Origin of the sequence: Subsaximicrobium wynnwilliamsii, from assembly GCF_007997225.1 — a bacterium.
In the GTDB taxonomy this organism is placed as follows: domain Bacteria; phylum Bacteroidota; class Bacteroidia; order Flavobacteriales; family Flavobacteriaceae; genus Psychroserpens; species Psychroserpens wynnwilliamsii.
The window spans coordinates 26,506-42,118 of sequence record NZ_VORM01000001.1 but is presented as its reverse complement, the minus strand read 5'-3'; the positions used below and the strand labels follow the sequence as shown (position 1 = coordinate 42,118).

Genomic DNA, 15,613 nt, shown 5'->3' with positions numbered 1-15,613 from the left:
CAAAAAAAGCACTGTCGATTGAAGATCAGTGCTTTTGAAGCTATATTTATAATCAGTAGTGCATGATTAGCATTGCTTTTGATTTTAAAAACCCATTTCAAACAGAGTGTTTCTAAGAGTTTATTGAAATGCCAACTTGCTTTTTCGAAATGGTTCCATGGAGATAGAGCAGACGATCTTACTTTTAAATTACATTTGATTATCAGCTCGTTAAAATTAAGTCTTTGGTCTTGATTCTAAAAGCGCCGTGTACTGCGCAGCGTTGAAGTGAGCGGTCTTGATTTTTTCAGGCTCTAGTTTAATCAAGCGTTGATGCTTTAATATAATTTCAAATACAGATATTTTGAGCTGTCTCAATTCTAGAAAATTCAATTATTCCCTTTAGGGTCAGGACATATTAATTGAATTTTCGGCATCATGTTCTTGCCCCTCCCGATAGATGTCGTGACAAAAGGGCGATATGCTGCTGCAAATTGTAGTACTCAATTATAATACCTGTTTTAAACTAGAGCCTTTTTTTATTGCACAACACTGATTTGTAATGGCTTACTTGTTCATCCCCGGCGGATATTTTTCCATCATTTTAGAAACAAACTCTTTGATACGTTCATCTTTTTTTTCCATTTTAGAGGGAAGATAGCCAGTGCCGCTACCTTGCCAAACGAGTTCTTTCTTGTTGGCATCGATAAAGTCTATAAATAGGGTGCCTTCGTTAGTTGTGGAAACTAGAGGCTGGTTATTCCAGCCGAAACCAGGACCGAAACCTCCCCAACCAGGACCAAAACCTCCCCAGCCAAAGCCTCCCCAGCCCCAGCCGCCCCAGCCCCAGTTGTTATTGTAAATATCAACCCGTTGTTGGGATTTGGTAAAAATGCTCACTAACATGTCTGGGTTTTCAGATTTTATAAGGCCTTTTGCAAAAAGCTCTGCCTCAATTGCGCGCAGGATGCGGCGTTTATCTAAATCGCTGATTTCGGCTTTATCGATTCCGGTCTTAAAAAAAGCGAAAGTTTTGTAGGTATTGAAGTCGACTTGTTTATCGTAATCGGCAGCGACCTTTACCGAGTTGCAGGACGTAAGAACGGCTGCAATCATTACCACAGGTAAGAATTTGATTAACTTTTTCATTTCTTTTTCTTTTTTATTTGTGTGTTATAACGCGTCCAGTAATTTTTCGTCGACGCTGTTTGGTAGCGTAACTTTTAGAAGTGGTTCACGGGTCATCGCACGTTTTATGGCAAAAACTGCAGGCTCATTTCTGGCCCAACTGCGTCTGGAAATGCCATTGTTGACGTCCCAAAATAACATGGATTTTAAGCGTCGATCCGCATCATCAGTCCCATCAAGAACCATACCGAAACCACCATTAATAACTTCGCCCCAGCCTACACCGCCACCGTTGTGAATGCTTACCCAAGTGGCGCCTCTAAAGCTATCGCCAATTACATTTTGAATGGCCATATCTGCTGTAAACTGTGATCCATCATAAATATTGCTGGTTTCGCGATAGGGTGAGTCAGTACCAGATACATCGTGATGGTCACGTCCCAATATGACCATCCCAATTTCGGAATTTTTTATGGCATTATTGAACGCTTCCGCAATTTTTAGGCGACCTTCTGCATCGGCATATAAAATACGCGCTTGGGAGCCAACAACCAGCTTGTTCTCTTGTGCGCCCTTGATCCATTGGATATTATCGGTCATTTGTTGTTGGATTTCCTCAGGGGAATTCTTCTTGATCGTTTCCAATACCTCACAGGCAATGGCATCGGTTTTGGCAAGGTCTTCCGGTTTTCCTGAAGCGCAAACCCAACGGAAGGGGCCAAATCCATAATCAAAACACATTGGGCCCATGATGTCTTGAACGTATGAAGGGTATGCCCAGTGCTCAGTCGATTCTCCAAGTGAAACCAGCGTGTCTTTATCGACAAATTTTTCGTTCGAATCCTTATAAACCCTTGCGCCAGCTCGGGATGCCTCCAAGAGAAAGGCGTTTCCGTAGTCAAAAAAATAGGTTCCTTTTGCGGTATGTTTGTTAATCGCTGCCACTTGACGGCGCAAACTTTCCTGAACTTTAATTTTAAACTGCTCAGGATCTTGAGCCATCATAATATTAGCTTCCTCAAAAGAGAGCGCTGCGGGATAATAACCACCAGCCCAAGGGTTGTGAAGTGAGGTCTGGTCGCTCCCAATATCGATGTGTAGGTTTGCCTCGCTAAATTTCTCCCAAACGTTTACAATATTGCCCAAATAGGCCAGTGAAACCGTTTCTTTGTGGTTTTTGGCTTTTTTAACCCGTGTGACAAGTGCATTCAAGTCGGTGATTTTTTCATCGATCCAACCCTGGTCAAGGCGCACTTGAGTGATTTTAGGGTTCACTTCTGCGCAAACGGTAATGCAGCCGGCGATACTTCCTGCCTTGGGTTGCGCCCCAGACATACCACCTAAACCGGAGGTCACAAAGAGATGCCCTTTCGGGCTTTTATTTAATTTTCTAAAGGCATTCAAAACCGTAATGGTGGTGCCATGCACGATCCCTTGCGGACCAATATACATATAACTGCCAGCGGTCATTTGTCCGTATTGGGTAACGCCAAGCGCATTGAATTTTTCCCAATCATCGGGCTTGGAGTAATTTGGGATCATCATCCCGTTGGTCACAACCACCCTAGGCGCATCTTTATGGCTAGGGAACAATCCCATGGGATGACCAGAATACATGGCCAAGGTTTGTTCGTCATTCATTTCAGATAAATACTGCATGGTCAAGCGATACTGGCCCCAATTTTGAAATACCGCACCATTGCCACCATAAGTGATCAATTCATGCGGATGCTGTGCCACCTCAGGATCCAGATTGTTTTGAATCATGAGCATGATGGCTGCGGCGTGTCTTGATTTAGCCGGATACGCTTCAATGGGTCTGGCATACATTTTATAATCGGGGCGAAATCGATACATGTAAATCCTTCCGTAGGTATCCAACTCTGCTTTAAATTCTGGCAACAAGGTTTCATGCTGCTGTTTTTCGAAATAACGCAGGGCATTACGAAGCGCCAGTTTCTTTTCTTCAGCAGTTAAAATAGCTTTACGTATTGGCGCATGGTTGATGGAGTCATCATAGGGCCTCGCATCGGGTAACCGCGTTGGGATGCCTTCTTGTACTTGATCTTTAAAATGTAATCTGGACGTATGCATTAGTCAGTTTTAAATTTATTTTTATTGAAACCGTATGGGCAATGTCTACAACCGCTTTCACAACAGTAACCGCGTTTGAGGTGGTACTGCTCGGTAAAGCAACGGTAACCCTCGGGTGTGAGATAAAAATCGCCGTCTTCTAGAGGAATGATCTTCTTCATATCACAAAGATAACGTAAATTGAAAGGAATTTTATGATGTGTATATGAAGGTTGTGGTTTCTAAATCAATGCTGCCCAAAGGTTATTTGGGCATAACGCTCTGTCCGTTTATTGTACTCAAATATAAGTATTTGAAAAGCGATGCCGTATTTATGAACCATGAACGCATTCACTTGCAACAACAGTTGGAACTCTTAATACTTCCCTTTTTTATAATTTACGTGATGGAATTTTTTTTGCGATTGCTTTTTCTTCGGAATTGGAGCCAGGCTTACAGAAGCATTTCATTTGAAAAGGAAGCTTATGCCAATGATGGGAACCTTGATTATTTGAAATCTAGGCCCTTTTGGCGGTTCATAAAGTTTATCTGAAGCCGATGAATTTAAGAAACACGCTATCCAATTGAATCCTAATTGTTAATTTTGCTAGCGGGTTTGTGTTGTGCTTTAGTCCCATAAAAAGATACAGTAAAAAATGTTGGAATTTAAGGATCAAAAAAATATTAGAATTAGCGAGCAGCTATCCATAAAACCAGAATATAAGATCCATCCCTACATTTCTGGCAACAAATACCGCAAGTTAAAATACAATCTTCTCAAGGCGCAGGAAACGAAACAGCACAGCTTGCTTACTTTTGGCGGTGCATTTTCAAACCATATTGCTGCGGTGGCCGCTGCAGGTAAAAAATTTGGATTCAAGACCATTGGTATCATAAGGGGCGAGGAGTTGGTTACTGAAGTGGCATCAAATCCTACACTTAAATTTGCAGCCGATTGCGGCATGCTACTGAAGTTTGTGAGCCGAAGTGACTTCCGAAGAAAAAATGAAGACTCCTTTTTGGAAGCGCTGAAATCTCAATATGGCCAGTTCTATCTTATTCCAGAAGGAGGCACCAATGCGCTGGCCATAAAAGGCTGTGAGGAGATCTTAACCGAGGCCGATGCCCAATTCGATTTTATATGCTGCTCTGTGGGAACGGGAGGCACCATTTCAGGACTCATCAATTCGGCGTTGCCACATCAAAAAGTTCTTGGTTTTCCTGCCTTGAAAGGTGGTTTTTTAACAGAAGAAATCACTAAATTTGCACATTCAAAGCATTGGGAATTAATGGACGGCCATCATTTTGGTGGCTACGGAAAAGTGAGCGATGAGTTGATTCAATTCATCAATGATTTCAAGTTTAAATACAATGTGCCTTTAGATCCCATTTACACTGGAAAGATGCTTTTTGGAATTTATGACATGATACAGCAGGGCTTTTTTAGTAAGACCTCCAGAATATTAGTGATTCACACAGGGGGACTCCAAGGTATCGAAGGGATGAACATGAGATTGAAACAACAAAATAGGTCTTTGCTCGTTTAAAAATAGAGATGAAAAAACTACTTATACTTTTATTATTAGGTTTGTTTGTGTTGAGCTGTGGCTCTAAAAAACGCATCGTGACCAAAAAACGCAATTCGAAACCCAAAACCGAGCGTGTGGTCATTGAGCCTTCAAAAAGACCTGTGGAACAAGAGATTGAAGTAAGACCAAATGTTCCCGAGCTTCCTAAAAAAGTCTATGCAAATGCCACTGAAGAATACATTGGCAATTTTAGCGACATTGCCATGATTGAGATGCGCAAGTATAAAATTCCTGCCAGTATTACTTTAGCACAGGGCATTTTGGAATCGGGTTCTGGTAAGGGGCGCTTATCTGTGGAAGGCAACAATCATTTTGGCATCAAGTGTCATGGATGGACCGGTAAAGAAATCTATCATGACGACGATAGGCACCAAGAGTGCTTTCGCAAATACGATTATGCCATTAGCTCTTTTGAAGACCATTCCATTTTTCTGACTTCCCGCGGGCGTTACTCTAAATTATTCGATTTACGTCAAGACGATTATGAGGGTTGGGCAAAAGGTTTGAGGGCTGCCGGTTATGCAACCGATAGAAAATATCCAGAGAAATTGATTAGTTTGATAGAGCGCTATAAGCTTTATGAGTACGATGATTTGGTTTTGGATCAAAAACGAGAGGTCATTGCCACCTCTAATATTAGTCATGAAGTGGTTAAAGGCGATACTTTGTATGGGCTTTCAAAACGTTACAATACCACAGTTGAACTGCTTAAGCGTCTCAATAAATTAAAAAATAACGATATCAGTTTAGGTCAGATTTTGATCATAAAGTAAAGCTTGTGTTTTTTTAGATAGGTTTGCTTCGAGCGGAGCCCTTTCAGGATTGAAAATGAAAAACACCAAATATATCAATTTGCAAATTTGATTTAAGAGGGCTCATCGCCAGTCCTTTGGTTTCAGTCAAGTTCTGATTTTAGTTCAAAAAGCCTTCCGAAGTATCTGGAGTCTCACACAAAATAAACTATAGAATTTAAAAAATACAATATGTTATACCAACGCAGTAGTGCCTTATTCAAGGAAGCCGAAAAATACATCCCAGGAGGTGTGAATTCCCCTGTTAGAGCCTTCAAGGCGGTTGGCGGCACACCTATTTTTGCCAAATCGGCTAAGGGTGCCTATGTTTTTGATGAGGACGGTAATCGCTATATTGATTACATCAGTTCTTGGGGTCCCATGATTTTAGGGCACGCCTTTGAGCCGGTGGTCAATGCGGTGATCGCCAAAGCAAAGGATGGTACTTCTTACGGAATGCCTACTGAAATTGAAACCAAAATCGCCAAATTGGCGGTTGAGATGGTCCCAAACATTGATAAAATAAGATTTGTGAATTCTGGGACTGAAGCCTGCATGAGTGCCGTGCGCTTGGCGAGAGGTTTTACAGATCGGGACAAAATCATCAAATTCGCAGGTTGTTATCATGGTCACAGTGATTCATTTTTGATAGAAGCCGGCAGTGGTGCAGTCACTTTTGGCAGCCCAAATAGTCCTGGTGTGACCCAAAACACCGCAAAGGATACGCTCATGGCCATTTATAACGACATTGATAGTGTCAAAACGCTAATTGAAGCCAATGCGAATGAGATTTCCTGTATCATCATAGAGCCTGTTGCTGGTAATATGGGCTGTATTCCGCCAAAAAAGAATTTTTTGAAGCAATTGAGAACGCTTTGTGATGCACATAATATATTACTTGTATTTGATGAGGTCATGACGGGCTTTAGATTGGCAAAAGGCGGCGTGCAGGAACTTTATGGCGTCAACGCCGATATTGTATGCTTCGGAAAAGTCATAGGTGGTGGTTTACCAGTGGGCGCTTTTGCAGCCCGAGATGAGATCATGCAACATTTGGCACCTTTGGGCAGTGTTTATCAAGGGGGGACACTCAGCGGAAATCCATTGGCCATGGCCGCAGGGTTGGCTATGTTAGAAACGATTGCTGAAGACCAAGAACTTTTTAAAAGACTTGCCGATAAAACAGAATACCTGCATAAAGGCTGTGCTAAGGCCTTGAACAAACATAAGATTCCGCACGTCATCAATAGGGAAGGTTCCATGATTTCCATTCATTTTACCATAGGAGAGGTGGTTGATTTCAAAACAGCAGCTTTGGGTAACAACGAGCGTTTCAAGCAATTTTTTCACGGCATGTTGGCTGAAGGTGTTTATTTGCCGCCATCGGCATTTGAAAGCTACTTTTTGAACGATGCCTTGTCTTACGAAGATTTGGACGCTACCATAAAAGCAGTAGAAAAAGTAGCCTCGACATTGTAAAAGTTGAAACTTATAAGTAAAAAAAATCCGGTAGAAGGTTAATAAGACCTCTGCCGGATTTTTTTATAAATTATAACAACTAGTTTTAAGAGGATCTATAGGTGTTTAGATAAAGTTCAAATTGCTCTTCTGTTAAGATGCCTTTGAGTTTCTCATCAAGCCTGTTGTTTATTTCTTTTAAACGCTCTGTATTTTTCTCAAGATTGTTATCGATGTTTTGATAAATGAGTTCGTAGGCTTTATAGGCCTCATAGACATCTTCCATTTTAGTGCTGTCAAACTTAAGCGTCTTTCTTAAGGTTTTGGTTTTTTGGTTTGCAGCTCTATCGATTTCAATTCGATTTTGAGCCATCATATCTTGAGTGCTAATACAAAGTGCGAAAGCAATCAAACAGAGACTAAGATATTTTTTCATGTCAAGGATTTTTTACAAAGCACTAAAATAATACTTTTTAGCATAAAAAAAGCATTGCGCCGTGAAAATCAAGATTTGGACTTCGAGGATCCTATTTTAGCTTTGAGGGAGTAAGCGGCATGAGGGAGTAGGGATGAGGTTTTGGGATTAAAGTTGTTTGAGCTGGTTGAGTGATTTGAATTTCAAGATCATAATCCCAGCTGCTGCATGGTGCATTGGTCCTTTTAAATTAGTACTCTGAACTTCAAAAGTGAACTTGAATTTGAACATGAACCCAAACCCCTCAAATAAGCTGTGCAGATTTCACCAAGTCTAAGGTCGTTTCATAAAGCGGTCGCGATTCCATCTTGCTTTTGAGCCAAGCGTAAAAACTCATCACAAAGATGTCTTCCTGCCTGCTGTCAACCCAATCAAAAGATTGTTCTAATTTGTTTGCAAAGGCTTTAGAGCGTACTTTTTCGGGTTCTTTATAATACGCTGCTATCAGATTTAAATAGGTAATTACCCGTTCTTGGTCAATGGCTTTCAAATACGGATAAAAGGAACGTTTAAAACTGCGCAGTCGCGATTCAACCAGGTCAAGTTCGCCCATTTCCATGAATAGAATTATTTCGGCGAGGTTCTTTTTAATAGTCCACTCTTGTCCCGCTTTTTCACTGTAGTACTTATCTGTATGGTAAAACTTTGAGAACAAGTGCTTGGCTTTTTTTAGGTCGGTGCTTTGCATGTAAAACATGACCAAAGCCAGGTTAATATCCAAAAGGGATTCGCTGTCGGCATGTTTAGTGTCCTTAACTGCGTTCAAAAGTGAGATGGCTTCTTCTGGTCTGTTGGAGTAGTTGAGGTTTAGGGCAGTCAACAAATCATATTTCGGTTTGAAGCTGTTGAAGTGTTTTTTGCGATTTTTAAGCATCAAGCTTTTCATCTGCTCCAAAAATTGCAAGGAAGCGCTGAATTTTTTGTTTCGAAACAGCGTATTGGCAATGATATAGACCACTTGAATATGATAAAACAGCTGTTTGTCTTTCGTTTTATGGTCTTTGAGTTTGTCATAAGTATCCAATAAAAACGATTCAATCTTGAGATAATCATTGGTCACAAATGCTGAAAGACTTACAATCGTCATCAATTGGTATAGGGATTTGAAGGACAATGCTTCAGAAATGTCGATGTGATGCTCGGTTAACGCATCTTTCAGAATGGTTTCAAAGTCTAAAACCGCTCCTCTATAAACCATGGCATTAAGTGTTTGCCTTATTTTCGCATAGACCAAGTTTAATTCTTCCTCAATAAACTGATGCTTTTGATTGCTTCGGAATTTAGAAATCAGTGCCGCCAAATCTGCGGAAGGCTCTAAGTAGGCATATTGGATTTGCGTGTGATAGATCTCGTTCAAAATAGGAAAAAGCTGATGCTCTTGTGCTAACATTTCAGCCTTATCCAAAACCTGATAGGCCATTTTTGATTCTTTATGGGTCAAGAAAGTACGAGCTGCAAGAATGTATTTGATGATCTGCATATCGACGGAATTCTCTTCTTCCAGATTCCGATTGGCAATAAAATCGATGAGCGATTGGTAAAGGCGTTTGCGCAGTGCATGGTAGGCCACTTTGTTATTGTCTTTATATAAACGTTCGCAAATTGCATTTGAGCTCAGCTTGTCTTCAGCCAATAAACGAAACAATTCAATGTTCTTGGTGTCGCGGCGTTTGTTCTTTTTTTCTAAATAAGTTGTGAAGTGCTGCAAGTCTTCCGAAGAAAATGTGGCAATTATGGCGCTGAGGTCTGTCAAAATATCGTCATTTAAATTTGACTGAATATACTGATAAAAGCAAAATATATACTAAATAGTTAAATTATATCGTCAGTAAATGCGATTATTTGGATTCGCACTCTTACTGAATCTTCTCACATTTGTACCCTAATCAAAACAAAATGATATGATACGAATGATCAAGATTTCAGCATTTTTTATGGCATTGATGGCCATAACGGTGTTTTCAAAAACCATCCAAAGGGAATGTATTGAAAGCTACAACCAATGCGTCACATTTTTATCTCACAACACCATGCAAAATGGGTTGGCTTTTGCCAGATAAGATGAAACTCAAGCAGGTCAATAGCGCTTTTTTGGTTACTACTGGTATTTCGGTGCTGGTGTTTGTTTATCTGGTATTCTTGGGGTTTGATGAGATCAATAATCTAAAAGATGTGATCAAGATTATTGCTTCCATTGTGTTTCCCATTCCCTTATTGTTGTTTGTGCGCTTTTTAGTCATTGAACATTTTTTGCCAAAAAACACAGATGCTTACAAGCAAAAACACCAAAAGCCCGCAACCATTTTGCTGATAGCCACTATTGCGATTGGCTTGGGAGTCATGCAGCTAATAGAGTGGTTGACCCATCAAACACTGGAAGACCATCTCATTTTTGCTCATCTCATCAATTCCACGACCATTAGCAGCTATGTGCTCAACTTTATGCTGTACAATAATTTACGGGTCAATGGTGTCTTAAGTGGCGTGCTGCTTGCATTGGCGATCCATGTGTTTATATAAGAATCAGGACTGCTTGCTTCCACTTTGTCTGGTACAGGTCGCTTATAGTACCAATCCCGAAAGATTTCGGGAGCGATTAAATCCTTAAAGCATGAAAAGGATCAATTGGCCTGAATTATAAAGTATTAAAGCCAAAATTAAGAGTCTAAACTAATACAAATTAAAATCTAAAAATCATGAATCCAATTATCGAACCTCCAAAACCAAAGAGTAATGCCAACAAACGTGAGCTCTTGTTTACATTTCAGTCTATCATTGTCACTGGCTTATTGGCATTCACTGCCATTGCGTTTTTCTTATATTATGATTTGACCATTGTCAAGGGCATCAAGGTGATTTTCGCTCCGTTTTTGTCGGTTGTGCCTCTGCTTTTTATTCTGTCCATCCTTCGGGACTTAAAGACTGGCTTTAAGGAAGGCAATTATAACAAAGCTGAAATTATTAAATTCTGCCTCATCACTGCAGGGATTACAGCAGCTTTTACTGGGATTACTTATTTGCTAACCAAAATTGATGCGCTAGAAATTTTATTGGCAGCCATCATGGCCATTTTGAGTATCGTGTTCTTTTTAAAGAGTAAGATCAAGGATATTTTGGGGATGAGCATCATTACCGGTATCGCTGAAGGTGTGATCATATACATGATTTTTTTATTTTGATGCGTGCTTGGTTTGAAAGGTCCAATTCGTTAAAAACCCACAATCCCTAAGTTTTGGGATTGCGGGTTTTTTTGAGTTAATAGAAAAAGTTCCAATACATCAAACAATGGTTAAACGATTAAAGGTAATCGCTCGATGTGTTGTAGCATTGTAATTATTCGATTAATTAGTGTCTGTATCGAATATTGGTAGTATTCAATACTTATAAAGCACTAAATTTAACTCCTAAATTAAAGGTTGGCATGAACAAGATTTTAAGATTTATTGGCGCGTTTTGGGGAGCAAAAAAAATAGGAGGTGGGAGATGCGGCTGCATAGGCGTTATTTTCGTTTTCATTATTTTGTATTGGTTGCTTGGTTATGTCTTCAATTAACGAATGCTATCACATAGACCATTCCAGAGACGCAACGACCTTCAGTCATGATGTGCTGAAATTTGAATCCCTCCTGAGTGTTTTATGCTACGAGGCTTGCCTCGAACTACAGAGGCCATATTTCAATTCATACCTTGTGGGCTTGCCCCGAGCGTATTGATTTACAGCTTAGACTTTAATTTTAGGTACGTTTAAACTCCAGGATCTACTATTTTCTTAATTGGGCATTGGTTATATACTTTGAAGTCTTAGGACTTTATTTGGAGTTTTAGCAGGCTCAATAGATCTAAAACCAATCATTAGTTGTTGCGTGATGCTATAGAACTCCAGACAATTTTAAGAAGCTTAAAATTTGGTTCTTATGCAAATAGCTCTATTTTTGAGTCATTAATCCTCTAAAATAGCTAAATGCTCACAAAGTATAGCCTACTACTATGCCTTGTTTTTGCGTCATTTTATTCAATGGCACAAGACAAAGCGCTGCTCCAATCGTTCTCGATTCCTTCAGAACTCAAACAAAACGCCAACGCGGTCATTAGATTGAACGAGGTTAAGGTCAATTTAAGGGCTTCCGATGAGATGATAATTAATGTAAAACGCATTATTACCGTCTTGAATAAGAACGGAGATCGCCACGTTGATGCCTTTGTGCATTACGATGATGATTTGGAAATCAATGATCTCGAGGTTTTAATATATGATGCCTTTGGAAAGGAAATCAACAAAATAAAAACCCGGGATTTTAACGATGTGAGTGCAGTTGATGGCGGCACTTTATATGGCGATTCCCGAGTGAAATATTTGGAATACACAGCTATTACCTATCCTTACACGGTTGAATTGACTTACGAAACCGAGACCAAAAACACAGCCTTTATTCCTTGGTTTTATCCTTTGGCAGATTATCATTTGAGTGTTGAAAAAAGCACGTATTCCTTGAGCAATCCCTCGCAGTTGGCTATACGCTATAAAATTCTCAATGCTGAAGCTCATGCGTTTACAGAACATCACGAGGATGCCAGTTATAATTTTTCAGTCGAACATATTGAGGCCATACGGCCCGAGGATCACAGTCCCTTACTTGCTGATTTGGTGCCCAAAATCATGTTTGCCACAAAAACATTCAATCTAAAAGGTGTAGCGGGCAGTGTTGAAAACTGGAGTGATTTTGGTAAATGGATGTATAAAGACTTGCTTGATGGTACGCATGAACTTCCTGAAAAAACCATATTAGAAGTCAATGCCCTTATTGAAAATGTGACCGATCCTATTGAAAAGGCAAAGAAGGTCTATGAATATGTGCAAAACAAAACCAGGTACATTAGCGTGCAAGTAGGTATTGGTGGATGGAAGCCCTTCAGCGCTGCCGAGGTGGACCGGTTGAGTTATGGCGATTGTAAGGCGCTTACCAATTACACAATGGCGCTGCTCAATGTGGTTGGCGTTACCTCATATTACACGGTGGTTTTTGCCGGTAATTCCCAAAAAAACATACAAGATGATTTTGCATCCCTACAAGGGAACCATGTTATTTTGAATATTCCAAACGAGGATGAAACCATTTGGCTGGAATGTACAAGTCAAAAATTGCCATTTGGTTTTATTGGTGATTTTACAGATGACCGTGATGTTTTGGTCGTGACTCCCAGTGGCGGCGAAATTCAACACACCAAGAAGTACACTGCCAAAGAGAACACACAAACCACTAAAAGCACTTGTAAGATTTTTCAGGATGGCAGCATCGATGTAAGTTTGAACAGTGTTTCTAGGGGCATTCAATACGACAAGAAGTATTTGCTGGCGTCTTCAACAGAGAGGGAGCTAGAGAAGGCTTATAAAGCGCGCTGGTCTTATATCAATAACATGAGCATAGAAGCGGTTGAAATTGGCAACGATAAACAAAGCGTGACCTTCACTGAGGATCTTAGCTTCAAAGCCACCAACTATGGCAACCTTTCAGGTGAGCGCATGCTGGTGGTTGTGAACGCGGTTAACCGATTTGATTATGTGCCAGACAGGTACCGCAATAGAATGCTACCATTGAAATTAAAAAGAGGCTTTAAGGATGTTGATGAAATAGAACTGCATTTGCCTAAAGGTTATACTATTGAAGCCTTGCCAAAAGATGAGAACCTCAGTACTAAGTTTGGAAGCTACAAGCGCAAAATTGTAAAGGTAAATGACAGCACCTTGCTCTACAAACGTGAGTTTACCAGGAACGATGGTGACTTTCCCAAAGAAGATTATAAAGAGTTCAGAAATTTCTATAAAGAAATAACCAATCAAGACCATGCAAAAATGGCACTTATTAAAACCAATCAACCATGAAAAAAATAACCTGCATTATCATTTTTCTCTTAGGATCGATGACCTATTCGCAAGATTATGAATTTGGCGAAGTAAGCAAAGCGGAGTTAGAGGAGCAATTCAACCCCAATGACTCTTCAGCAAGTGCCACCTATTTATACAAGTACAGAAGAACCTATTTCACTTATATGCAGGACGAAGGTTTCTCTCTCAAGACCGAAATTCACGAACGCATAAAAATTTACAATCAAGAAGGTTTCGATTTTGCCACTAAAAAGTTCTGGCTCCATGAAGATGGCTCTTCTAGGGAGAAGTATGAGAGTTTAAAAGGGTACACCTACGATTTGGTTGATGGTAAGGTTGAAGATACCAAACTTAGAAAAGATGGGATCTTCGAAAATGAAAAATCCAAATACACTAAAGAAGTGGCTTTCACTTTGCCAGATATCAAAGCGGGTTGTGTGATTGAATATAAATACGATATCATATCCCCATTTATATCAAGCATTGATGAATTTGAGTTGCAGGCCGAAGTGCCGATCAAAAAGTTGGAAATGAGCTTTGAATCGCCCGAATACTTCAGCTATAAACTAAATACAAAAGGCTATTTGCCGGTATCCCCAAAATCTGGAAGGAAAACAGGAACCATTAATTTCGCGAATAGAACAAGAACTAGCGGTGCGGTCGTGAGTTCTAGAATGAGCTATTCCAAAAAACAATATAGTATTACCACATCCAAGTATGAATTGGATAATGTACCTGCGCTTAGAGATGAGCCTTATGTGAACAATATAGATAATTACCGCGCCTCTGTAAAATATGAATTATCCTGGACCAAATTCCCAAATGATCCCATTTCGTATTACTCCACTACCTGGGATGATGTTGTAAAAACGATTTATAAAAGTGATAATTTTGGGGGTGAACTAGACAAATCGAATTACTTCGAAAAAGATTTGGATGCATTGTTAGCCAACACAAGCGTGCCCATGGAAAAAGCCGCACTCATTTTCAATCATGTAAAGGCCAATGTTAAATGGAACGGTTACTATGGCAAATACACAGATGTTGGCGTTAGGAGTGCCTATAAAGACCATGTTGGCAATGTAGCCGAAATAAACTTAATGCTTACCGCTATGCTCAGATATGCAGGGCTTAAAGCCAACCCTGTTTTAGTGAGTTCGAGAAATAACGGTGTGCCTTTGTTCCCGACCAGAGAAGGTTATAACTATGTGATTAGTGCCATAGAGTTAGAGAATCAAGTGGTTTTGTTCGATGCCACTTCCATGTATAGTACCCCAAATATTCTACCATTTAGAACATTGAATTGGGAAGGTCGAATTATTAGAGAGCATGGCAGTAGTGCATTGGTGGATCTTTACCCTAAGTTGAAGGCTGAAACCAAAACATTCATGAACGTAAGCCTAGAAGGCGATGGCACAATTACAGGCAAGATCAGAACGTTTAAAACAAATCACGATGCCGTAAATTATAGAATGTCATTACTGGACAAAAACAGAGATGAGTTTTTGGAGTCCCTTGAGAATGACTATGGTGGGATTGAGGTATCGGGGTTTGAAGCTACCAATGACTTGGAGTTGTCAAAACCGTTGATTTTGGCATATTCTTTTTCTACAGATAATCAATTGGAAGTGATAGGCGATAAATTGTTCCTGTCGCCAATGCTCTTTTTCACACAAAATGAAAATCCGTTTAAACTCGAATCCAGGGAATTCCCTGTAGATTTTGGGTACCCTTCGGGTTCCGCCTATAAAATCAATATTCTCATCCCTGAAGGGTATCAAGTAGAAAGTTTGCCAGAATCTGTGGTGCTTGAGCTCCCAAATGATCTAGGTACTTTCAAGTATCTCATTCAAAGTGATGCAAATGCCATACAGATCGCTGTGGATTATGACTTGAACACCCCAATAGTGGCATCTACCTATTATCCTTTTCTGAAAGAGTTTTTTGAAGTCTTGGTAAAAAAGGAGAAAGAAAAAGTGGTGCTTACGAAAACCTTGTGAAATTAAGCAAAACTTCTAAATTGATGCACGATTGCTTAGGATGAGATTTTGTTAGAATGAGTTAGGTGTTTGCCAAAACCACCCCATCCAGCCTCGAAGGTTGGAAAGAAAGCAAAACGACGCTGGTTTTACATGCTATCTACAAATGCTATCCACGAACAAATTATTTGTTGCAGGCATCTTAGACTATTGGCCAAGGCTTGAATAGGCAATGGTGCGCTTGTGCTACTCGATGA

General features: G+C 40.0%; 14 protein-coding genes. 9 read left to right on the top strand and 5 right to left on the bottom strand.

All coding sequences use genetic code 11. From position 1 onward, the window contains the following. Window positions 1-546 precede the first annotated feature (546 nt). Genes ESY88_RS00145 through ESY88_RS20780 form a run of 3 tightly spaced genes read right to left on the bottom strand, consistent with a single transcriptional unit; the run spans window position 547 to window position 3,362 of the window. Window positions 547-1,128, bottom strand: coding sequence for a DUF4136 domain-containing protein (locus tag ESY88_RS00145; protein ID WP_147084830.1), 582 nt, complete (start codon window positions 1,126-1,128; stop codon window positions 547-549). 24 nt (window positions 1,129-1,152) lie between these two features. Beyond that, on the bottom strand, window positions 1,153-3,201 hold the full coding sequence (locus tag ESY88_RS00140; RefSeq protein WP_147084829.1) for a urocanate hydratase: 2,049 nt from the start codon (window positions 3,199-3,201) through the stop codon (window positions 1,153-1,155). Next, window positions 3,201-3,362, bottom strand: coding sequence for a DUF5522 domain-containing protein (locus tag ESY88_RS20780; protein WP_189702473.1), 162 nt, complete (start codon window positions 3,360-3,362; stop codon window positions 3,201-3,203). Before ESY88_RS20780 ends, ESY88_RS00140 begins: the two co-directional genes overlap by 1 nt. Before the next feature lie 68 nt (window positions 3,363-3,430). Here ESY88_RS20780 and ESY88_RS00135 point away from each other — a divergent pair, with 68 nt between their 5' ends. The 4 genes from ESY88_RS00135 to hemL all read left to right on the top strand — a co-directional run bounded on the left by ESY88_RS00135 (window position 3,431) and on the right by hemL (window position 7,039). Continuing rightward, window positions 3,431-3,733 (top strand): hypothetical protein, encoded by a 303-nt coding sequence (locus tag ESY88_RS00135; protein ID WP_223270667.1) that lies wholly within the window; start codon window positions 3,431-3,433, stop codon window positions 3,731-3,733. Between the two features lie 103 nt (window positions 3,734-3,836). Continuing rightward, on the top strand, window positions 3,837-4,727 hold the full coding sequence (locus ESY88_RS00130) for a 1-aminocyclopropane-1-carboxylate deaminase/D-cysteine desulfhydrase (RefSeq protein WP_147084828.1): 891 nt from the start codon (window positions 3,837-3,839) through the stop codon (window positions 4,725-4,727). An 8-nt stretch (window positions 4,728-4,735) separates the two neighbouring features. Beyond that, window positions 4,736-5,542, top strand: a complete 807-nt coding sequence (locus ESY88_RS00125) for a glucosaminidase domain-containing protein (RefSeq protein ID WP_147084827.1) — start codon at window positions 4,736-4,738, stop codon at window positions 5,540-5,542. Window positions 5,543-5,752: 210 nt separating this feature from the next. Further along, window positions 5,753-7,039 carry a glutamate-1-semialdehyde 2,1-aminomutase gene (gene hemL, locus ESY88_RS00120; protein ID WP_147084826.1) on the top strand — a complete coding sequence of 429 codons (1,287 nt, stop codon included), beginning with the start codon at window positions 5,753-5,755 and terminating at the stop codon, window positions 7,037-7,039. 85 nt (window positions 7,040-7,124) lie between these two features. Here hemL and ESY88_RS00115 read toward each other — a convergent pair whose 3' ends face one another. Together ESY88_RS00115 and ESY88_RS00110 are read right to left on the bottom strand one after the other, a co-directional pair. Next, the gene (locus tag ESY88_RS00115) at window positions 7,125-7,454 is read right to left on the bottom strand and encodes a hypothetical protein (RefSeq protein ID WP_147084825.1); all 330 of its coding nucleotides are present in this window, start codon (window positions 7,452-7,454) and stop codon (window positions 7,125-7,127) included. Window positions 7,455-7,737: 283 nt separating this feature from the next. Next, window positions 7,738-9,246, bottom strand: coding sequence for a hypothetical protein (locus tag ESY88_RS00110; protein WP_147084824.1), 1,509 nt, complete (start codon window positions 9,244-9,246; stop codon window positions 7,738-7,740). A gap of 148 nt (window positions 9,247-9,394) precedes the next feature. Between ESY88_RS00110 and ESY88_RS20775 the strand changes: the two genes are divergently transcribed. The 5 genes from ESY88_RS20775 (at window position 9,395) to ESY88_RS00090 (ending at window position 15,377) form a co-directional block, all read left to right on the top strand. Continuing rightward, entirely contained in the window at window positions 9,395-9,553 is a 159-nt protein-coding gene (locus ESY88_RS20775) for a hypothetical protein (RefSeq protein ID WP_189702472.1), read from the top strand. Further along, window positions 9,531-10,013 (top strand): hypothetical protein, encoded by a 483-nt coding sequence (locus ESY88_RS00105; RefSeq protein WP_189702471.1) that lies wholly within the window; start codon window positions 9,531-9,533, stop codon window positions 10,011-10,013. The genes ESY88_RS20775 and ESY88_RS00105 overlap by 23 nt, the downstream gene beginning before the upstream one ends. Before the next feature lie 176 nt (window positions 10,014-10,189). Then, window positions 10,190-10,672 carry a hypothetical protein gene (locus ESY88_RS00100; protein ID WP_147084822.1) on the top strand — a complete coding sequence of 161 codons (483 nt, stop codon included), beginning with the start codon at window positions 10,190-10,192 and terminating at the stop codon, window positions 10,670-10,672. An 836-nt stretch (window positions 10,673-11,508) separates the two neighbouring features. After that, window positions 11,509-13,374, top strand: coding sequence for a DUF3857 domain-containing protein (locus ESY88_RS00095; protein WP_189702470.1), 1,866 nt, complete (start codon window positions 11,509-11,511; stop codon window positions 13,372-13,374). Beyond that, on the top strand, window positions 13,371-15,377 hold the full coding sequence (locus ESY88_RS00090) for a DUF3857 domain-containing protein (protein ID WP_147084820.1): 2,007 nt from the start codon (window positions 13,371-13,373) through the stop codon (window positions 15,375-15,377). Before ESY88_RS00095 ends, ESY88_RS00090 begins: the two co-directional genes overlap by 4 nt. Window positions 15,378-15,613 lie beyond the last annotated feature (236 nt).